General features: G+C 72.6%; 20 protein-coding genes. 7 read left to right on the plus strand and 13 right to left on the minus strand.

All coding sequences use genetic code 11. The features are described 5' to 3' along the window. Positions 1 to 112 precede the first annotated feature (112 nt). The 4 genes from IE244_RS39315 to IE244_RS39330 all read right to left on the minus strand — a co-directional run bounded on the left by IE244_RS39315 (position 113) and on the right by IE244_RS39330 (position 3,713). Positions 113 to 1,078: a cyclase family protein gene (locus IE244_RS39315; protein ID WP_191878372.1), complete on the minus strand. Its 966-nt coding sequence runs from the start codon at positions 1,076 to 1,078 to the stop codon at positions 113 to 115. Between the two features lie 233 nt (positions 1,079 to 1,311). Next, entirely contained in the window at positions 1,312 to 1,989 is a 678-nt protein-coding gene (locus tag IE244_RS39320; protein WP_191878373.1) for a GAP family protein, read from the minus strand. Between the two features lie 210 nt (positions 1,990 to 2,199). Beyond that, the gene (locus tag IE244_RS39325) at positions 2,200 to 2,949 is read right to left on the minus strand and encodes a ferritin-like domain-containing protein (RefSeq protein ID WP_191878374.1); all 750 of its coding nucleotides are present in this window, start codon (positions 2,947 to 2,949) and stop codon (positions 2,200 to 2,202) included. A gap of 86 nt (positions 2,950 to 3,035) precedes the next feature. Next, positions 3,036 to 3,713: an HNH endonuclease family protein gene (locus IE244_RS39330; RefSeq protein WP_229854769.1), complete on the minus strand. Its 678-nt coding sequence runs from the start codon at positions 3,711 to 3,713 to the stop codon at positions 3,036 to 3,038. 304 nt (positions 3,714 to 4,017) lie between these two features. Between IE244_RS39330 and IE244_RS39335 the strand changes: the two genes are divergently transcribed. Next, positions 4,018 to 6,672: a SpoIIE family protein phosphatase gene (locus tag IE244_RS39335; RefSeq protein WP_191878375.1), complete on the plus strand. Its 2,655-nt coding sequence runs from the start codon at positions 4,018 to 4,020 to the stop codon at positions 6,670 to 6,672. A 75-nt stretch (positions 6,673 to 6,747) separates the two neighbouring features. Here the strand turns inward: IE244_RS39335 and IE244_RS39340 are convergent, their stop codons facing one another. After that, positions 6,748 to 7,650, minus strand: a complete 903-nt coding sequence (locus IE244_RS39340; RefSeq protein ID WP_191878376.1) for a serine/threonine-protein kinase — start codon at positions 7,648 to 7,650, stop codon at positions 6,748 to 6,750. Between the two features lie 104 nt (positions 7,651 to 7,754). On the opposite strand from IE244_RS39340, the gene IE244_RS39345 reads away from it, so the two are divergent. The 3 genes from IE244_RS39345 to IE244_RS39355 all read left to right on the plus strand — a co-directional run bounded on the left by IE244_RS39345 (position 7,755) and on the right by IE244_RS39355 (position 9,901). Further along, complete coding sequence (locus IE244_RS39345; protein WP_191878377.1) at positions 7,755 to 8,300, plus strand: RNA polymerase sigma factor; 546 nt, start codon at positions 7,755 to 7,757, stop codon at positions 8,298 to 8,300. A 17-nt stretch (positions 8,301 to 8,317) separates the two neighbouring features. After that, positions 8,318 to 9,064 (plus strand): hypothetical protein, encoded by a 747-nt coding sequence (locus IE244_RS39350; RefSeq protein WP_191878378.1) that lies wholly within the window; start codon positions 8,318 to 8,320, stop codon positions 9,062 to 9,064. Between the two features lie 138 nt (positions 9,065 to 9,202). Continuing rightward, entirely contained in the window at positions 9,203 to 9,901 is a 699-nt protein-coding gene (locus tag IE244_RS39355) for a hypothetical protein (protein WP_191878379.1), read from the plus strand. Between the two features lie 123 nt (positions 9,902 to 10,024). Here the strand turns inward: IE244_RS39355 and IE244_RS39360 are convergent, their stop codons facing one another. Then, positions 10,025 to 10,828: a calcium-binding protein gene (locus IE244_RS39360; RefSeq protein ID WP_191878380.1), complete on the minus strand. Its 804-nt coding sequence runs from the start codon at positions 10,826 to 10,828 to the stop codon at positions 10,025 to 10,027. Between the two features lie 149 nt (positions 10,829 to 10,977). Here IE244_RS39360 and IE244_RS39365 point away from each other — a divergent pair, with 149 nt between their 5' ends. Both IE244_RS39365 and IE244_RS39370 read left to right on the plus strand, forming a co-directional pair. Further along, on the plus strand, positions 10,978 to 11,469 hold the full coding sequence (locus IE244_RS39365; RefSeq protein WP_191878381.1) for a MarR family winged helix-turn-helix transcriptional regulator: 492 nt from the start codon (positions 10,978 to 10,980) through the stop codon (positions 11,467 to 11,469). Next, positions 11,466 to 11,948: a winged helix DNA-binding protein gene (locus tag IE244_RS39370; RefSeq protein WP_191878382.1), complete on the plus strand. Its 483-nt coding sequence runs from the start codon at positions 11,466 to 11,468 to the stop codon at positions 11,946 to 11,948. The genes IE244_RS39365 and IE244_RS39370 overlap by 4 nt, the downstream gene beginning before the upstream one ends. A gap of 260 nt (positions 11,949 to 12,208) precedes the next feature. On the opposite strand, the gene IE244_RS39375 is transcribed toward IE244_RS39370, so the two are convergent. From IE244_RS39375 to IE244_RS39390, 4 genes are all read right to left on the minus strand, one after another. After that, positions 12,209 to 12,463, minus strand: a complete 255-nt coding sequence (locus tag IE244_RS39375) for a hypothetical protein (protein WP_191878383.1) — start codon at positions 12,461 to 12,463, stop codon at positions 12,209 to 12,211. A gap of 287 nt (positions 12,464 to 12,750) precedes the next feature. Continuing rightward, positions 12,751 to 13,398: a hypothetical protein gene (locus tag IE244_RS39380; RefSeq protein WP_373305832.1), complete on the minus strand. Its 648-nt coding sequence runs from the start codon at positions 13,396 to 13,398 to the stop codon at positions 12,751 to 12,753. 317 nt (positions 13,399 to 13,715) lie between these two features. Further along, positions 13,716 to 14,342, minus strand: coding sequence for a transposase (locus tag IE244_RS39385; protein ID WP_506005186.1), 627 nt, complete (start codon positions 14,340 to 14,342; stop codon positions 13,716 to 13,718). Positions 14,343 to 14,454: 112 nt separating this feature from the next. After that, on the minus strand, positions 14,455 to 15,486 hold the full coding sequence (locus tag IE244_RS39390; RefSeq protein WP_191878386.1) for a medium chain dehydrogenase/reductase family protein: 1,032 nt from the start codon (positions 15,484 to 15,486) through the stop codon (positions 14,455 to 14,457). 106 nt (positions 15,487 to 15,592) lie between these two features. Here IE244_RS39390 and IE244_RS39395 point away from each other — a divergent pair, with 106 nt between their 5' ends. Beyond that, the gene (locus IE244_RS39395) at positions 15,593 to 16,249 is read left to right on the plus strand and encodes a TetR/AcrR family transcriptional regulator (protein WP_191878387.1); all 657 of its coding nucleotides are present in this window, start codon (positions 15,593 to 15,595) and stop codon (positions 16,247 to 16,249) included. A gap of 538 nt (positions 16,250 to 16,787) precedes the next feature. On the opposite strand, the gene IE244_RS39400 is transcribed toward IE244_RS39395, so the two are convergent. The 3 genes from IE244_RS39400 to IE244_RS39410 form a co-directional block, all read right to left on the minus strand. Continuing rightward, complete coding sequence (locus IE244_RS39400) at positions 16,788 to 17,996, minus strand: NAD(P)/FAD-dependent oxidoreductase (protein ID WP_191878388.1); 1,209 nt, start codon at positions 17,994 to 17,996, stop codon at positions 16,788 to 16,790. Between the two features lie 106 nt (positions 17,997 to 18,102). Continuing rightward, the gene (gene sigJ, locus IE244_RS39405; protein WP_191878389.1) at positions 18,103 to 19,047 is read right to left on the minus strand and encodes an RNA polymerase sigma factor SigJ; all 945 of its coding nucleotides are present in this window, start codon (positions 19,045 to 19,047) and stop codon (positions 18,103 to 18,105) included. Between the two features lie 65 nt (positions 19,048 to 19,112). Then, on the minus strand, positions 19,113 to 19,382 hold the full coding sequence (locus IE244_RS39410; RefSeq protein ID WP_229854771.1) for a hypothetical protein: 270 nt from the start codon (positions 19,380 to 19,382) through the stop codon (positions 19,113 to 19,115). Positions 19,383 to 19,561: the final 179 nt, after the last annotated feature.

Genomic DNA, 19,561 nt, shown 5'->3' on the forward strand with positions numbered 1-19,561 from the left:
CCGTCCTTGTTCGCGTGGTCTGCGCCCGGTGCGGGTTCTTGCGGGTCCCCTTCTTCGAACGTACGCGCCGTATGAGGGTGCGGCACCCGGAGCGGGCGCCGCACCGGCACGGTCACAGCACGGCGATCGGGTTCACCGGGGAGCCGGTCGCCGCCGGAAGCCGCAGCGGGGCGATGACGCACAGGAAGTGCCAGCGCGCCTGCTGTTCGCACAGCGGTACCAGTTCCTCGAAGTCCAGCCAGTCCAGCAGGTGCAGCCCCATGGCGTTGACGGCCAGCACATGCACGGGAAACCCGACCTCGGCGACCGCGCTCGGCGCGGCGTCGCTGTTGCCGTCCGAGCCCAGGACCGACACGCCCCGCTCGGCCAGGAAGTCCATCGCCGTCGGATGCAGGCCCGCCCGGGCCCGCGTCACGTCCCAGGGCCCGAGGGTACGGCGCCGCAGGCGGTGCCCCACCCGCACGAACAGCAGGTCACCCGGTTTGACCGTGGTCTCCTGGACGGTCTCGGCCGCGGCGAGGTCCTCGGCGGTCACCTGGTCGCCGGGATCGAGCCAGGGCACCCCGCGCAGCCGCGGGAGGTCCAGCAGGACACCGCGGCCGACGATGCCGTCCCGCACCAGGTCGAGGGTGAGCGCTCCGGCACCGTCAGGTGTCACGGTGCTCGACGGGACGCCGCCGTACAGCTCGCCGTCGAAGATCACGTGGCACAGCGCGTCGAGGTGGCTGTCGACGTCGCCGTGCACGTTCATGGCGAACCGGTCGCGGGCGAACACGAGGCCGGGTGCGGCGGTCTCCTCCCGGTGCGTGGGCGCCGTCATCCGATGGGACGCGGGCTCCGGACTGTCCGGTGCGGACCGGGTCTCGACGGTCGCGGCGAGCGACACGGTGCGCCCGCACCGGACCTCGGCGGCCGCCGCCACGACCCGCTCCGGCGTCAGCCGGTCCAGCGCGCCACGCCGTACCGCCCCACCGTCGTGCGCCCGGCCACGCAGCCGGCGGTACAGCTCGCGGAAGGCCGCCTCGGACAGGGGCCGCGCTGTCGGGGGGCGGAAGGGTGCGGGCGGGTCCGGGGCCATCGGGAAACCTCCTGCTCCTGTCGGCGCTGCTGACGACACCGAATCATCCGGAAGGCCGGGCCACCCGCCGGGCGCGGGCGGACTGCGCCGATCGGCCGCACGCGGCCGGGCCCCGGACAGCTGGATTCCCGCACACCCGGCTCCCCGCGCACCTGGCTTCCCCGCGCACCTGGCTTCGCCGGGTGCGGGCGATGTGTGCGCGCCATCGGCGGGCCAGGAGGAGTGTCAGGGTCTCAGGCGGCGAGGATGCTGATGCCGTCGCCGAGGAGTTTGAGGCCGAACACGAAGAACAGGACGGCCATGACGGCGACGTTGTGCCGCGCGGCCCACTCCCGCCAGTCGGCGAGGATGCCCTGGGCGCGTCGGCCCGTGACCAGGTAGACGGCGAGTGGTGCGAGCACTCCGAGGGACGCGATGGCCACGAAGATCGCGAGTGCTCCGATCTGCTGGGGCACGGGGATCCCGGCGGAGCTGATCGAGGCGCCCGCGGCGATGGTCAGGGGGGCGTTCTTGAGATTGGCCGCCGAGAGCAGCAGCCCCAGGCCGAACGTCTTGACGGGGGTGAAGCGGTCGATCGCCGCCATCCACTTCGGAAGCTGTGCCTGGGTGGCGTCCTTGGGGCGGCGCCGCCACCGGCCGGCGCCGAAGAGGGCGAGCAGTGCGCCCAGAACGACTTTGAGGGCTCCGACCCAGGTGGCCGGGTGCCTAGGGGCCGAGGCGCCGCCTGTTCCGCCCACGACCAGCGTGATCGCGCCGAGCGCCGCGAGCCCCAGGACCCATCCGAGGGCGAAGAGCGGTCCGTTGAGACGCCCCCGCGGGGTGGCCAGGACGAGGATGACCGCCACGATCGGCAGGGGGCTGACCGCGACACCCGCGGCCAGGCCCAGCACGTCCCCGACGGCGTGTCCCACTGCGGCCTCCGGCGGGGGGAGAGACGGTGAGCCCGAGCGGACCGCCCGTGCCGATCGGCTCGAAACCGGCGTGCCCGGCCCTGGTACGGGCGTGGCCCGCTCCGCCATCGTGGGGCTCTCCGGGGCCGCGGGCCATCGGCCGGCGGCGAACGGGTGACCTGGTCACCGGCCCCGGAGGAGTCCGGTGGCGTGCTGATCCGAACGACACCCCTAGCCCCGCCGGTGAAGTGGGGGCGCGCCGGTCCAGGCGTCCGGGCGGGGCGTCAGTACCGCGGAGACGACCGCACCGGACGAGGCGGCCGTGTCAGCGGTGAAGCGCAGGCGGCCGACGCCGAGTTGTCGCAGTGCCGGACCGTGGTCGACGGCGACGACGAGGCAGACGGCGAGCAGCAGGAGTCGCCACAGGGTCATCACCGGACGGCGCAGGGCGCGGGGCAGCTCCGCCAGGGAGGCGTGCAGGCGCTCGCAGTGGAACGGGACGTGGCGCTGCTCGTCGGCGAGGATCCGCCCCGCCACGTCCGAGGTGAGCGGGTCGTCGGTGCCGTCGCGCAGGGCCTGGTAATAACGCAGTGCCACCACTTCCGCGATCATCAGCACCAGCAGTTCCATGCGCAGGCCCATGAGGCGCCGCAGCCGTACGAAGACCGCGTCGCTCCAGTGGCCGCTCAGCGTCGGTACACCGCCCGCGGCCAGCAGCCGGGCGAGCAGGCGGGCGTGGTTCTGCTCCTCGGCGACGAAGAGGCGCACCGCCTGTGCGTAGTCGCTGTCGCCGGCCTCCTCCGCTTTGCCGACGAGGTTGGCGCCGTCACCGTCCTCGCCGACCTGGAAGCGCTGGATGCCGGCCCACACCGCCGGATGCAGGGTCGGGCGCTGCGCCCAGTCCGGGTCACCCTGGGTGCGCCTGCGCTCAAGCTCGTCCTCGAACCGCCTTGTCCACTTGGCGAAGCCGCCCGTATCCACCCGTCTCCCCTCTCCGGGGCACAGCCACGGTGCACCCCGGAGAGGGACGACGCCGACGGGCGCCGAACCGTTCCGCCGCCGCGGTTCTACGGGGCCGGCTGGTAGGTCACGGTCCTGCCGGGGCACGCCCCCGCGAGTTGGTCGAGCGCTTCGAGTTCCACGGCGTCCGCGGTGAGTCCCCAGCGGAGTTTGGTCCCGACCCATTCCGAGATGTACCGGCACGTGACTTCGGCCGTCGGCGGCAGCCACTGGGCCGGGTCCTGGTCGGCCTTGCTGCGGTTCGCGGCTGCCGAGACGGCGACGAGGGAGGTCGGAGCGTCCAGGTCGTTCGCGTAGGCCTCGCGCCGCGCGGCCGTCCACTGCGACGCCCCGGAGTCCCAGGCCTCGGCCAGCGGCACCATGTGGTCGACGTCCAGGGCGGCGGCCGAGGTGATCCACTTGGAGTCGTAGTACGACCACCAGCGCCCTCCGGACAGCTTGCAGCCCGGAAGGACCTGGGGTGGGTCGATCGCCTCCGCGAGAAGCACCTCGGCCCGGGTGTTGCAGCCGTCGGCCGGGTTCTTGCCCGCGTTCCAGTGCTTGAAGCTCGTGCGCTGGTACCCGTCCCGCACCTCCGCGGCGACGGGCAGTTCATGAACGGCCGCCGCGAGGGTGACGGTGTACGCCGGGGCGTCGTGGTCCTGCGCTTGGGCTGGAGTGGGTGCCATGAAGGGCACGACGAGGAGTGCGACCGCGAGGGCGGCCCGCCTGAGGTTCTTGATCACGTCAAGCAGAGTTGACGCTGGATACCTCGTTCGAGGGATCCGACTCGAATGAATGAGCCATACGGACGCCCTGGTTCACCGTACAGGTGTGCCAACGGAACGTTCCGCCCGCGGCCGCCCCGGTCAGACCCCTGTTCGGGCGCACTCCCGGCCCCAGACATGCGGCTGGTGTTAATAATGGACCGTGAAGAGGCGTTTTGGCCTAGTCAGAGCGTCGGCGGACCCCGCCGGCGCCGGGACGGCCCCGCCCGCCCCGGGCGAACCTCGTCGCTCCCCGTTCAGCGTCCGCAGCCTCGCCGGTCAGGTGTTCGTGCTGCAGCTGGCCCTCCTGATCCTGTTCGGCGTGGCGGCGGTCACGGCCCTGGTGCTGCAGGCTCAGGGAGCAGGCGTGCAGGAGGCGCGGGAACGCTCTCTCGTCGGCGCCGAGACCTTCGCGAACGCTCCGGGCACGCTCGCCGCGATGCGGTCCGCCGACCCGAGTGCGCTGCTGCAGCCGAGGGCGGAGGCGGCGCGCAGGAGGTCGGGGGTCGACTACATCGTCGCGTTCAGCCCGGCCGGGTACCGGTGGACCCACCCCGACCCCCGGCTGATCGGCAAGCACGTCACCGGCACCTTCGCCGAGGCGCTGGCCGGGCACCCCCACACCTCCACGTTCGGCACGCCCGTCGGCCAGGCCGTGGATTCGACCGTCCCCGTCTTCGACAGCCACGGCAAGGTCGTCGGGCTGGTGGCCGTGGGCATCACGGTCAGGAGCGTGCACCAGCGGATGGCCGGGCAGCTGCCGCTCCTGTTCGGCGCCGCGGGCGGCGCGCTGCTGCTGGTGGCGGGCGGGTCGGCGCTCGTGAGCCGGCGGCTGCGACGGCAGACGCGCGGCCTGGAACCTGCCGAGCTCCGGCGGATGTACGACCACCATGACGCGGTGCTGCACGCGGCCCGCGAGGGCGTGCTCATCGTCGACGAAGGCGGGCGGCTCGTGCTCGCCAACGACGAGTCGCGTCGGCTGCTGGGCCTGCCCCCGGGCACCGAGGCGCGACGGGTAGCCGACCTGGGCCTCGCACCGGTCCTCACGGAGCTGCTGCTGTCGGGGCGGTCGGTGACGGACGAGGTGCACGCGGTCGGCGAACGTCTGCTCGCGGTGAACGTACGGCCGACCGCACCCTACGGCGGTCCCGCGGGCAGCATGGTCACCCTGCGCGACACCACCGAGCTGCAGGCCGTCACCGGCAAGGCCGCCGTGGCCGAGCGCCGGTTGCGGCTGCTCTACGACGCCGCGACCAGGATCGGGACCGCGCTCGACATCGTCCGCACCGCCGAGGAACTGACCCGGTTCGCGGTACCGCGGTTCGCCGACTACGTCAGCGTCGATCTGGTCGACTCGATCCTTCAGGGCGGGGAGCCGCAGGGCACCCTGATGCGCCGGACGGCCGTCACCGGCCTCCACGAGGAGCATCCGCTGTACCCGGTCGGCCAGCTCATCGACTTCGGCGCCGAGACCCCGCAGGCGATCGGGTTCGGCACCGGTGAACCCGTGCTGGAGGCGAACCTCCCCGCGCTGACCGGATGGCAGGAGGACGACCCCGTCAACGCGCGCCGGATCATCGCCCACGGCATCCACTCGATGATGGTGATCCCGCTGCGCGCCCGCGGCATCCTCATGGGCGTGGCCAGCTTCTGGCGCTCCGAGCGGCCCGATCCCTTCGAGGAGGAGGACGTGGCGGTCGCCGAGGAGCTGGTGGCCCGGGCCGCGCTCGCCATCGACAACGCCCGCCGCTACACGCGTGAGCACACCACGGCCGTCACCCTGCAGCGCAGCCTGCTGCCGCGCGGTGTCCCCGACCAGACGGCGCTCGACGTGGCGTACCGCTATCTGCCCGCGCAGGCCGGCGTGGGCGGGGACTGGTTCGACGTCATCCCGCTGCCGGGCGCCCGGGTGGCACTGGTCGTCGGTGACGTGGTCGGGCACGGGCTGCACGCGGCGGCCACCATGGGCCGGCTGCGCACCGCCGTGGACAACCTCTCCGCACTCGACCTGCCCCCGGACGAGCTGCTGGTCCGCCTGGACGAGCTGGTGAGCCGTATCGACAGCGACGAGACGAGCGAGCAGCCCGGGGCGGGCATCACCGGAGCCACCTGCCTGTACGCCGTCTACGACCCGGTCGCCGGCCAGGTCACCGTGGCCCGGGCCGGCCATCCCGGCCCCGCCGTCGTGCTGCCCGACGGCACCGTCTCGTTCCCCGACGTACCGGTCTTCCCGCCCCTCGGCCTGGGCGGCGGCCTGCCGGTCGAGTCGGCACACCTGGTGCTGCCCGAGGGATCGCGGATCGTGCTGTACACCGACGGGCTGGTGGAGGACCGTGACCGGGACATCGACACGGGCCTTGAGCAGCTGCGCGCCGCGCTGACCGCCGCCACGGACCGTACGCCGGAGGAGACCTGCGCGGACGTCCTCGGCGCGCTGCTGCCCGCCCGGCCCAGCGACGACATCGCCCTGCTCGTGGCGAGGACCCGCCTGCTGCCCGCCGAGCGGGTCGCCACCTGGGACGTGCCGCCCGACGCCGCGGCCGTGGCACCGGTCCGCGCCGACTGCGCCCGGACCCTGGAGGCCTGGGGCCTGCGGGACATCGGGTACGCCACCGAGCTGATCCTCAGCGAGCTGATCACCAATGCCATCCGCTACGGCTCCCCGCCCGTCCAGGTCCGCATGCTGTACGACCGCTGCCTGATCTGCGAGGTCTCCGACGGCAGCAGCACCTCCCCGCACATGCGGCGGGCGGCCCCCACCGACGAGGGCGGCCGCGGCCTGTTCCTCGTCGGCCAGTTCGCCGAGCGCTGGGGCACCCGCTACATGGCCCGCGGCAAGGTGATCTGGAGCGAACAGGCGCTCCATGACGGTCAGGGGGAACCAGGTCCCGAGGCGGTCGAGGACCTCCTCGACCAGTGGGACGACTCCGCCCTGTGAAGAAGGGGGCGGCGGGGCCGGGATGACCCCGAGCCCGCGCCCCGCCTTCGGCGCGGGGCGTGATCACGGGCACGCTCAGCGGGCCGCCCAGGTCAGCACCGCCGTCACCAGGAACACGACGACCGCCGCGAGCCAGACCACAAGGCGTGCCGGCCCCGAAGCCCCGGCCGGCGCCCACTCCCCTCCCTCCCGTGACAGCAGCGCGTCCGCGAACGCCTGAGCGGTGGGGGGCCGGTCCCCGGGCTCCACGGACAGCGCGGCACGCAGAAGGACGTCGATGCCGTTCGGCACCCCGGGCCCCCGGGGGACCGCCGGCAACACGGGTGCCCGCTCCGTCGCAGGGACCGCACGACCGCCCGGACCGAACGGCTTCTGCCCGGTGAGCAGTTCGAACGCGACGGCACCGAGGGCGTACACATCGGCCCGGCCGTCGAACCCGCCCGTCTGGAAGGCCTGCTCGGGAGCCATGTACGCGGGAGTGCCCGTGGTCACGGTCAGCCCCGACGCGTCGGCCAGCCGTTTCGCGCTGCCGAGGTCCGCGACGAGTACGGCGGGAGGCGTGCGGCCGGCGTCGAGCAGGAGGTTCGACGGCTTGACGTCGCGGTGGACGACGCCCGCGTCATGGAGCACCTGGACGGCGTATCCGGCCTCGGCCGCCAGCCGGAGCGCCTCCGCGGGCCGGCAGTGCCCGATCTTCTCGGCCAGCGTGCCGCCACGGACGTAGTCCATGACGAAGTAGGGCCGGTCGTCCTGCACACCGACGTCGTGGACCCGTACGACGCGGGGGCTGGAGATCCTGCGGAGCAGCTTCGCCTCCGCCAGGAACCGTTGTCGTACATCGGCGTTCGACGCCCAGTTGTCGGCCAGCACCTTGACCGCGACATCCGTGTCGAGCTCGGGATCGTATGCTTTCCAGACGGTGGCGAACGAACCGGCTCCCAGCCTCTCCTCAAGGAGATAACGGCCTAGCTTCTGCATGTGGCGACATTGTGCCCGAGGCCATGGGACGGGGAACTCCGGGTGGGGCCGGGGGGATCCGGGTCGGATGCGAACGCCGGACACGAACGGGGGGCGGCAGGGTGATGGAAGAGGATGAGCTGACACAGCTCGTGGCGTCCGCCCAGGCGGGTGACCGGGCGTCCCTGGACCGCCTCCTCGTCAGGCTCCGCCCCACGGTCCTGCGCCGCTGCTCCAGGTTCCTCCCGCACCACGCCGACGCCGAAGAGGCCGCGCAGGACGCCCTGTTGTCCATCAGCACCCATCTGCACGACTACAGCGGGCGGGGCGCCTTCCTCGGCTGGGTGACCGTGATCGCCTCGAACGCCGCCCGGTCCACGTACCGCTCGATGCGCCGGCGCGCGGAGGACAGTCATCCGGTCCTCCCCGAGGGCACCGACCCCCGGACGACCAGCGTCATCGCGGGAACCCGGCTGGATCTGATGGAGTCGCTGGCCGCGCTCGAAGAGCGGCATCCGGCCCTGGTGGAGTCCTTCGTGCTGCGCGACCTCGGCGACCTGACCTATCTTCAGGTCGCCGAGGTCACCGGCGCGCCCCTGGGCACGGTCAAGGACCGCATCCATCAGGCCCGTCGCTTCATGCGCGACCGCCTCGCCCTTCAGCCGGACTAGGGCAGGGTGGTGCTGTCGTGCGGGCTCGTACGATCGTCGCCATCCTGGCGGCAGCCGTCGGACTCGGCCTGCTGACCGGGCGGTTCGTGCTGCCCGCTCGCTCCGCTACGGCCACCCCCGCGGCGACGCCCGGCGCCGCCGCGTCCTCGCCGCGTGACGGCTCTCCCCCGCCGAAGCCCGCCGCCGGGCCCATGACGGAACGGCACCTGCTGGCGGCGGCCGCGTTCAGGAAGGCCGGCATCACCCGCCGCGTCTACGTGCGGGACCGTGTCGGCGACGGCAGGTACGCCAACGCGGTCTGCGCCGGCGAGAAGACCCTCAACGAGACCCTGGGCGGGCCGGACGCGCACTTCCGCGGGTTCGCCACGAGCAGGGACACGGACCCCGACGACCCCACGCTGGCGGTGCACATCGAGGACCAGGTCGCGCACGAGGTCGCCGCCGACGCCAGGAGCCCGGCACTGGCCCAGAACTTCGCCGAGCGCCTGCTGCTGGAGGAGGTGCCCTGCCAGGAGGAACCGGCCGGCCACTGGGTCTACGGGCCGACGCACACGATCACCGTCGCACCGGGCATCACCGCGAGCTGGATGGGCACCTACGACGGCGACCTGAACACCACAGGGACCGCACCACGGGGCAAGGAGCCCTGTGGAGGCATCGCCGTACTCCGGAACGGCTCCCACTTCGGCGTGCTGGAGGTCGACGCCTGCCTGGGCACGGCGGCGACGACGCGGATCGTCCGTGCGGCCGTGACACAGCTCTGACACCGCCTCGAACGACGGCGACAGAGGTGAGGTGGATCACACAGATCGCGGCGGACCGGCATCCAACATCTCCCGTGGGGCCGGCATCTCCCAGGTGTACGAGGACGCGAACCGCGTCACGACCAGACAGGAGATGAGATGTTCGAGGTGCTCGACAACCAGGCAGCCCGCAAGAAGTCCTCGCGTCGCCGCCGTACCGCGGGCGCGGCCGCCCTGGCCGGTGCCGCCCTGATCGCGGTCGGCATCGGCGCGCAGCCCGCTGCCGCCGGCGCGGACACGGACGCTGCGAGCCGGTCGGCCATCGCGCGTACCGCTGAGCCGGGCCTCGGCTCCGGCAACCTGATGCAGAGTGAGGACTTCTTCCAGCAGGGCCTGGCCCCGGTCGGCGCGACGGTGGACCTGACCGGGAAGCAGGCCCTCTCGGCATGCTCCGGCGAGGAGACGATGCGCACCCTGACCAAGGGGAAGGCCGCCGCCTACGCCGACGTGACCTGGAAATTCGACACCAGGGCCGTCTCGCTGACCGAATCCGTCGCGGAGGGCTCCGGCGACACGTCGGCGGTCTCGTACGAGAAGCGGCTCGACGAGCTGGTGCGCGGCTGCCAGAACGAGCCGGCCGGTCACTGGCACTACGGCACGGGACACGCGATCACCGTCCGGGCCGGCGAGGGCCGTTGGTACCCGGCCTTCAACGGCGGCGGCAAGGTCACCGGCGGTGTCGCGGTGATCCGCAGCGGTCACCGGTTCGGCATCGTCGAGCTCTCCGGTCAGCCCAGCGACGACCCCGGCTCCATGGAGGGCATCGCCGCCGCCGCCATCAACCGGCTGGCCGGCTGATCCCGCCGCCCGGGCTGCTCCTGCCCTCGCCCCCGGAAGGGAGCGAGGGCGGCGCGAGGAAGCGGGGGGAGTACCTCTACGGGAGCGTCGCGGGTGGGTCCGCTGCCGGGGGCGGTGTTCGGGCTACTGCACGTCCACGAAGTCACCGGTCGCCTTGACGGGCGGGGTGGTGGAGGTCCCCGCGAAGTTCCAGCGCCAGTAGCCGTCTTCGGCGGCGGGAACCGTGGTCGTCAGGCTGCCGGTGCCGGAGGTGTACACGGTCTTGACGGTGGTGTACGTCGTCGTACCGGCCTTGCGGAACTGGAGCCTGACGGGCTGATTGGTGTACCCGAAGTAGGCGAGATTGTCCCAGTCGGCCCGGGTGAGCTTGCCGGTGACGGTGAGGGTCTTGCCCTTGGCCACCGGCTCCGGGCCCGCGTTCACGGTGAGTTGGGACTGCCGCTGCAGACGGGTCGTGGTGTAGCTCGCCGTACGGGTCAGGGTGTCGTCATTGGCCACCGCCTGCACGCTCACCTTCCAGGTGCCGGCGTGGGCGTTGGTGAGCGCGGTGCCGCCGTACCTCCAGTCCGGTTCGAGGGAGAACGTCTGCGAGCAGGTGGACGTGGTGGCACTTGAGGCGACGCAGTCCGCGTGGGAGTAGTACTGGTCCGACTCGATGCGGTCGTCGTACGCCTCGTAGGGGTTCGTCCCGTCCGGTCCACGCCACAGGAGGAAGTCCGCGTCCTGGATGCCCGACGGATGGGTGAAGGTCCCTGAGACCGTGACCGTCTTGGCGTAGAGACCGACCACGATGTTCTTGCCACCGTCGAAGAGGACGTTGCTGATCTGGACGTCGCTCTGGGTCTCGTCCGCGTGGGCAGCCGGGACGGCGAAGCCGGCCAGCGCGGTGACGGCGCTGAGGACGGCAAAGGCGGCGCGCTTGCGCATGCATCTCCTTCATGAGGGGGAGAGGGGGGAGCCGCCGGCGGGGCACGGCGGGTCCGCAGTATCAAGCGCACCTGCATGCTCAAACGTCACACCGAGGAGACCGGGTGAAATAGTAGCCATGGATATAGTCGCCATGTACTCTATTCGCCATGAGCAAGGGTTCTCCGGGCCCCACGCCCGGCTTCCTGGTGTGGCGGCTCGCCAACAAGTGGCGCGTCGCGGTCGATCGCGCGGTGGCTCCACTGGGCCTGACCCACGCGCAGTACTCCGCGGTCGCGTCGCTGCACGGCATGCAGCGCGCCGGTGAGCGGCCCAGTCAGCGTCAACTCGCCGACCACACCGGCCTGGAGGCGCTGTACGTCTCGAAGCTGGCGCGGGCCCTGGAGTCCGCCGGACTGATCGAGCGCACCCGCGACCCCCGCGACCCGCGGGCCGTGCAACTCGCCCTCACCGAGCGGGGACAGGCCGTCACAGAGCAGGCCATCGCGGTGGTCCAGCGGCTGCTCGAAAGCCTGCTGGAGCCACTGGGCGGCCTCGACGCCCCGCGGACACGCGCCTTCACCGACGAGTTGACGACCCTGCTCGACGCACCTCTCGCTCCATCCGTACCGAACGACGAGAGCACTCAGGGGACACCATGACCACCACCGCAGCCACCACGACCGCGTCCACTTCGACCGCGGCCGTCGCCGACGCCCGTGCCCTCGGCCTGGCCCACTACGCCGCCCGAGGCGTCCTGGAGCACGTCCTGGCCCGGCACGGCACCACGTTCCAGCAGCAGATCGCCCTGCGCGCCGCCATCGCCGCCGGCACCCCGCAGACGCCGGACGATCTCGTCACCCAGGTCCAGGCCTCCCTCAAGGCCGACCCGGCCGACATCCGCGCCACCGTCGCGGAGTTGCTGGTCAAGCGGCTGCTCACCGCGGACGGCGCGCACCTTCGCCCCACGGCTGCGGGGCGCGAGCTGATCGCCGCCATCAGCGCCGAGACCGCCCCTCTCACCGCCCGCGTCTGGGGCGGCATACCCGCAGCGGACCTGGCCGCCGCCGGCCGCGTCCTCGCCCTGGTCACCGAGCGTGCCGACGCGGAGCTCGCGGCGCTGACGGGTCATCGGTCCTGAGCCGGCGGCCGCCGACGAAGGTGCCGACGCGCGGGTCGTCCGTCGCCGCCGTAGCGGACGTCCGCGCCCTGGACGGCGTCGGTCGGCGGCCGGGGGCGGCCCCCGGGCGCCGGGGGGCCACGCAAAGGCCCCGGACCGGGGACGGTCCGGGGCCTTTGGCATCCACTTCTCACATGAAGACAAACGGCCATGACGGCCGGACGGGCGACGGGCCGGTGGCCCTGGCGCCGGGACCCGATGCGGTGAGCCAGGTGCCCCGGCTACCGATCGTGACCGCAGTCGGAACCGACATGGGTGATCTGCGCACCTGGACTGCCCTCACCATTGACCAGGTTGCCGAGCAGGCCGTTGGCGATGCCCACCTCACCGAGGAGGTCGAGATCCAGGTCGTGCGACTTGCACCCACCGCCGCCATACATGGGTACCGCGGCTTGCGCGGTGGCGGTGCCGGTGGCTATGAAGCTCACGCTAGCGATGACCGCGGCCGCGACAGCGGCCTTGGAGAGCTTGCGCATTTCTCCTCCTTGGGGCGAGTGGAGCGCACCGTGACAAAGATCCATTCAGCGCTCATTTCGGAGGCTAATCCGACCTGCACCACGGCGCTCTTCCGGTGGCGCCATCCGGGGGCACCGGGGGTCACCCATTCGACTCTGCTGGTTAATGCCTGGCCCCTGCGTGTGTCGACGGTCATGCAATTCCCCACCTGGGGCGTGTTGGGCGTCACGTATTTCCCCACCCGTACGGTCACATGTCCCCATGGGAATCGCGGAAGGGGGCTCGGAGGGTACCGGAGCCGGTCCGTCTACGAGTCGTGCAGCCAGATACGCAGCGGACCCACGGGCTCGAAGCCATGGCGGATGGCAGCCATCAGGTCGTCGCCCTGCTCGTAGCCGACTACTGGCAGGGTGGGAAACAGCCGGTGCACCGCGCCCAGTACGACCGGCCAGGCCACGTCAGGGCCGCCGTCCAGCGCGAAGACATTGGTGATTCCGACCACGTGGTTGCTGCGGCTAGCCACCGCCCCGGCGACCACTCGGCCGCTGGCGGACTGCCCGGCGAGCACGAAGGTGGCTGAGTCGTCGAGCAGTTCGGGCCGGAAGAGGTCCGCATTGCCGTTGCCGTCGTCCCACGCGAGCGCCCACGCGCGCAGCGTGTCCGGGGCGCCCACCACATACCAGTCAAGGTCCGACGTAAGGGCGGGCGCACCTGCCGGGCGGTGGATCCACTGCGCCTCGAACAGCACCTGAAAGCCGGCCTCCGTCAAGTCGAGGTCGGCGAAGCTGTCCTTGACCGAGGCGCCGGGTGTGGCGGTGTCGATCCGAGTCGCCAGCGCGGCCCGGTCAGCGTGCGGCACCAGCGTCACCGCGTCGGGGTAGTAGAGCGGCGTGCGAGCCGGAGCGGCCCATGCTTGTGGTCCGAATTCGCTGGCCAAGCCGTGCGATCGAGCCATCGCCGCGCACCACTCGGCGTTGTTGCGGGCGGCGGCTTGGACCAGGAGCTGCTTCGGTGTACTCACGATTGCTGATCATGACGCGTCCGGCTCGGACCGGCGAACGGCTTTCCTGCTCGCAAGAGAGATGCCCCCGAAGGCCCCTTGGCCAGCCACCCCAGGTGGGGAATTGCGTGACCGTAGCGCTGGGGAATTACATGACCGTCCACAGCGTGAGGCCCGTCGCCGTCAGGCGGCGGGCCTCAGTGCTTCGAAGCGGGAGGTGCGGGCGCCGATTCGTGGTGTGCCGCTGGTCCATTTGTCGAGCCGGGAGAGGTTCACCGCGGCTGCGGCGAAGAGGTGCTGGAGGTGCGTCTTGGGCTGGCCGCGGTAGCGGGACCTGTCGGTGCGGCGGAGGCGAAGACCGCGGTCATCAGCCTCACACCGTCCACGCCGACCTGCGTCGTCCAGGCCCGCTGTTTGTCCTTGCTCCTGGGCAGCCGGGCTTCCTCGACCCGGTGGCCGTAGCGGTTGAACCCTTCCAGCTCGACCCGGCCAGCCAGCCAGTCCGGCGCCACGGCCGCGATCGAGTTCAGGGCCGACCGCAGACTCTCCCCGACCAGCGCTAGCCGGTTGAGTCCTGTGATCGCTCCCAGCACCTTCGCGGAGTCGGTCCGCTGCCGTCCCGCGGTCTTCAGTAGCCCGCGTTCCCTGGCCAGCCGCAGGACGAGATCGAAGACCTCCCCGGCCTTCTCGCCTGACAGCAGCCGGGACCGGAACTCGCTGAGTACCGAGTAGTCGAACCCGGTGTCCATCAGCTCCAGGCCGATCGCGTACTTCCAGTCGATCCGCGTGCGCACTGCATCTGCCGCCTGCCTATCGGACAGCCCCTCGGCGAACTGCAACACCGTGACCAATGCCAACACACCCGGTGCCACAGCAGGGCGCCCCCGCTCGGGATACAGGTGGGTGAACGCTTCACCCTAGAAGACCTCGGCGAACTCCTCTCGCAGCCGCATCGCGAAGGAGCCGCGAGGGCCCCGGGCCCCCTTCGGGGCCGCCGGTCAGGGGTGCCGGCTACGGGTTCAGTACGACCTTTCCGGCCACCGTGCCGGACTCGGCCAGCCGCAGGGCGTCCGCGACGCGGGTGAGCGGCAGTTGGGCGGCGATCTGGGCGGTGACCTCCCCGCGCTGGAGGGCGGCGAAGACCTGCGTGAGGTCGGCGCGGAGCCGGGCGCGGAACCGGTTCCTGGCCAGGGCCCGGCCGGCCCAGACGTTGAAGAAGAAGGCGCGACGGCGATTGGGCAGGGCGTTCCACAGCCATACCCGCCCGAGGAGTTTCAGTACGGGCCACTGCTTGGAGCCCTCGGCGTCACGGGTGGAGGCGCTGCCGTACGACACGAGCGTGCCGCCGGGGGCGAGCAGGCGCCAGGAGTCGACGATGCCGCGTCCGCCGACGTGGTCGAAGACGGCGTCCACGCCGCGGGGGGCGAGGGCCCGGATGCGTGCGGCGACGTCGTCGGCGCGGTAGTCGACGGGGACGACTCCCCGCTCCCGCAGGGCGTCGTGGTGGCGCAGGGACGCCGTGCCGATCACGCGGGCCCCGGCGGCCTGGGCGAGTTGGACCAGGACCGAGCCGACGCCGCCGTTGGCGCCGTACACCACGACCGTGTGTCCGGCGCGGACGCGGGCCTTGCGGTGCAGCATCTGCCAGGCGGTGATGCCGTTGACGACGAGGGTCTCCGCCTGGGCCGCGCCGATCCCGTCGGGCACCGGCACCACGTCCGCCGCGTCGACGAGCACATGGCTGGCCCAGCCGCCCACCTTGACCAGCGCGGCCACCCGGGTGCCGGCCAGGCCCGGCTCGACGCCCACGCCGGTCGCCAGCACCGTGCCGACGAGGTCGTAGCCGGGCACGAACGGGAACGGCGGCTGGTCGTAGTAGCGGCCTCGGCGCATCTGCTGCTCGGCGAAGGACACGCCGGTCGCCTCCATCCGGATCACGACCTGGCCGGGGCGCGGGGCCGGGACGGCCCCGCGCCGGATCCGGAGCCCTTCGGGCTCCACCTTGCCCGGGAGGACGACCTCGACGAGTTCTTCGGTGTGCATGACGACCTCCACTGCCGCTCCGGTGAGTTACTTGCTCTCTTGTTCGTTAGATGTTGTAACTCCGCGAGCACGGGAATGTCAATAACTTCAGTGATAACCTCTAACCATGGTGAGTTCGGAAGCGAAGTCCCCCCGCGAGCGCTACCGCGCCCAGGTACGCGCGGAGATCAAGGAACGTGCGTGGGAGCAGATCGCCGCGGCGGGCGCGTCCGCGCTCTCCCTCAACGCGATCGCCAAGCGGATGGGCATGAGCGGGCCCGCGCTGTACCGGTACTTCAGCGGTCGGGACGAGCTGATCACCGAGCTGGTCAGGGACGCGTACCGCAGCCTCGCCGACACCTTCGGCGCGGCCTCACAGGCCGGTGCCGACGTGGCCGCGCTGGCGCACGCCCTGCGGGGATGGGCCCTGGAGGACCCCCAGCGCTACTTCCTCGTCTACGGCACGCCCGTCCCCGGCTACCACGCGCCCGACGACATCACCGCGATCGCGTCCGAGATCATGGCGACCCTCCTGGACGCCTGCGCCGCCCTGCCGTCCGACGGCCCGGCCACGCCGTTCGACACGCACCTGGAAGGCCACCGGGACTGGGCGGACGGCCATCCCGCCCCGCCCGCGGCCCTCCGCCGGGCCCTGGCCTTCTGGACCCGGCTGCACGGCGCCCTGTCCCTCGAACTCGCCGGCCACTTCACCGGGATGGGATTCGACCCCGCTCAGCTCTTCGCCGCCGAACTGGACGACCTGACCGGCCTGCGGTCCGTGTAGCCGGGCGGCGGGGCCGGCCTGCCGCCCCGGGCGAACGGTCATCCGCAGCCGGACGGTCACGCCCGAGGGGCCCGGGCGGCGGGAGCCGTCCGGACGCCAGCCGTGCCGGGCGTAGACCGTCCTGCGCCCGCGCGTGGCCCGCCCGGCACTCGCGCGGCCCTCGGACGCGGCGGCGCCACACACCCGGCCTTCGGCGACCGCGCGCTCCCCGTAGGGCAGGATCTGCACCGCGGTGGCCTCCGTCGCCGGCAGGCCGCCCGCCGTGCAGTACGCCGTACGGGTGCGGGTGTGCGGCGCGGCCGGGACCGCGGCCGCCTCCTCGCGGGCCGGGCGGACGCCGATCCGGGTCTCCGCCACACGGACGAGGGCGCCCCGGGGCCGGCCCCCGGTCTCGAGACCGCCCACGGCGGGGGCCTCCCGGTCGGGCGACCGGCTCGGGGGGCGGACCGGCGGCTCGGGGCGTTCGAGGCGTCGCCACGCCGAGCCGGCCGCCGGCGAAGGGCCCCGCGAGGGCGCCCGTTCCGCCGCCCGTGGCCGGTCAGGCCGTGGCCTCGGCCGGGGAGGGGGTCTGGGCCGGCCGGTGGGCCACGCGGTGGCGCCGGGCCGGCAGTCCCATCGTCGGGTTGGCGACGCCCCAGGCCGCGCCCTTGCAGACGAGTTCCTTGTAGAGGGCGGCGAGCCGTCCCGTCAGGGCGGCCCGGACGGGACGGTCGTCGGCGGTGACGTACTGGATCAGGCCTTCCCTGCGCCCCAGCGAGACGCACTGGTTGAAGTAGCGGATCGGCACCTTCGGGAGCTTGCCGCCGGTCAGGCGCGCCGCGATGGCGTCGGCCGCCTGCCAGGCGGTGGGGACGCCCGAGGCGCACGACATCCGCAGCGGCTTGTCGCCGGGGCCCGTCACCATGGCCGCGTCGCCGATGGCGTACACGTCCGGGTGCGAGACCGAGCGCATCGTCCGGTCGACCACGATCTGGCCCGAGCCGGTGACCTCCAGGGTGGTGGCCCGCGCGATCGGGTGGACCGCGAATCCGGTCGTCCACACGGTGACCGCGGCGGGGATCGTGCCGCCCCCGGCGGTGCTGACGTGGTCGGAGCCGACGGCGGTGACGACGGCGTGTTCGTGCGCGGTGATGCCGAGCCTGCCGAAGACCTTCCGCAGGTGCCCGCGACCCTTCGGGGAGAGCCAGTCGCCGAGGCCGGCGCGGGCGACGAGGGCGACGTCGAGGTCCGGACGGGCCTCGGCGATCTCGGTCGCCGCCTCCACGCCGGTGAGGCCACCGCCGACCACGACCACGGGTGCTCCGGCGGCCAGGCCGGCCAGGCGCTCGCGCAGCCGGAGCGCTCCGGGGCGGCTCGCGAGCTGCTCGGCGTGCTCGGCGGTGCCGGGGACGCCTTGGTCGTTCCAGCCGCTGCCGAGGGCGTACACCAGGGTGTCGTACGGCAGTTCCTCCGCCCGCCCGGTGCCGTCGGTGCGGTGGACGGTGACGCTCCTGCGGTCGACGTCGACACCGGTGACCTTCGCCAGCCTCAGTTCGACGCCGGTGCCCGCGAACATCTCGCCGAAGGGCCGCGGCCTGAGGTCCTGGCCGGCCGCGAGCTGGTGCATGCGGACGCGCTCGACGAAGTCGGGCTCGGCGTTGACGAGCGTGATGGTGACGTCCTCGCGGTGCAGCCGCCTGGCCAGGCGCCCGGCGGCGATGGCTCCGGTGTACCCGGCCCCGAGGACGACGATGCGGTGCTGCTGCATGTCCCTGCTCCTGTCTCCAGCGGATTCGCTTCAGCGGATTCGCCCCTTGAACCGGGCGGCCCGCCGTTTCCTGACAGGAAGACGATGTGAAGCAGCTCACATCAGGTCAGAAGGCGTCGAGCAGGGGTTCTCCGTGGTCGGTGGCCGCCCACCGCCGGCTCGCGCGCACGAGCTTGTCGGGGTTGACCTGGTTGCGGAACGCGGCGATGCCCTCGGGGGTGATCTCCAGGCACATGACGCCGACGATCCGGCCGTCGAGGACCGCCACCAGGGCGGGGCCGCCGTTGGCGGTGGTGACGTGCAGCGCGGGCGAACCACCGACCAGGGCGCGCTTGGCCGCGCTGGGCTTGAACAGCCCCCGCATGAACGTGGCGACCGCGAGGGCGCCCTCGAACGCCCTCGCGCGGGCCGGGACCTTCCCGCCGCCGTCGCCGATCGCGATGGCGTCCTGGGTGAGCAGCCGTACCAGCGGCTCGGTCCGGCCGCTGGTGGCGGCCACGAGGAACTCGTCGATGACCCGCCGGGCTGCGGCCTCGCTGACCTCGGCGCGGGCCCTGCCGTCCGCGACGTGCTTCTTGGCGCGGTGGAAGGTCTGCTGGCTGGCGGCCTCGGTGAGGTCGAGGATCTCGGCGATCTCCCGGTGCGGGTAGCCGAACGCCTCCCGCAGGACGTACACGGCCCGCTCGCCCGGGGACAGCCGCTCCAGCACGGCCATGACCGCGTACGACAGCGATTCGCGCTGTTCGGCGGTGTCGGCCGGGCCGAGCATCGGGTCCCCGGCGAGGAGCGGCTCGGGGAGCCAGTGGCCCACGTAGGTCTCGCGCCGGGCGCGGGCCGAGGTGAGCTGGTTGAGGCACAGGTTGGTGAGGACCTTCGTCAGCCAGGCCTCGGGCACCTCGATGCGCTCGATGTCGGCGGTCTGCCAGCGCAGGAACGTGTCCTGTACGGCGTCCTCCGCCTCGCTCGCCGAGCCGAGGAGGCGGTAGGCGATGGCCTCCAGGCGAGGCCTGGACGCCTCGAACCGGTCGACGTCGTTCGCGGTCAGGACCATGGCCCGGATCCTAACCCGCGGGGCGAGGCCCCAGCTGGGCTACGGCCGCTTCGCGCCAGGCCGGGCTACGGGCGGCCGGCGGCAGCCTGTTCGGCCGCTCCGGCCTGGTGCAGCAGGAGGCGGGCCAGACCGCGGGCCTCCTCGGGGGTGAGTGCCGCCCAGACTCCCGGCTCGCCGCCCTGGTCCTCGCCCACGTCGAGCGTGATCCGGCCGACGGGACGGTCGGGACGCCCGAGCCACAGACACCGCACGGCTATCCTGCGGCCGCACCTGGTCACGACAGGGGGGTCCAGGCGGTCGTCCCCCGCCGTACGCGTCGTACCCGCCATCACCATCGGTCTCACGCTCCTTCGCCGGCCGGCTCCGTCCACTCGGACACCGGGAACAGCGCGCTGTACGCCCGGATTGTTCCGGGCGTCCCCGGGCGCGGGCGGGCCGCGGGCCGGGCTGTGTGATGATGCGGGCCTGTGAGCGGCCCTGGGGAGGGGCCGAACGGGCTGGATGAGGGGCGGAG

Source organism: Streptomyces filipinensis (genome assembly GCF_014649495.1).
In the GTDB taxonomy this organism is placed as follows: Bacteria; Actinomycetota; Actinomycetes; order Streptomycetales; family Streptomycetaceae; genus Streptomyces; species Streptomyces filipinensis.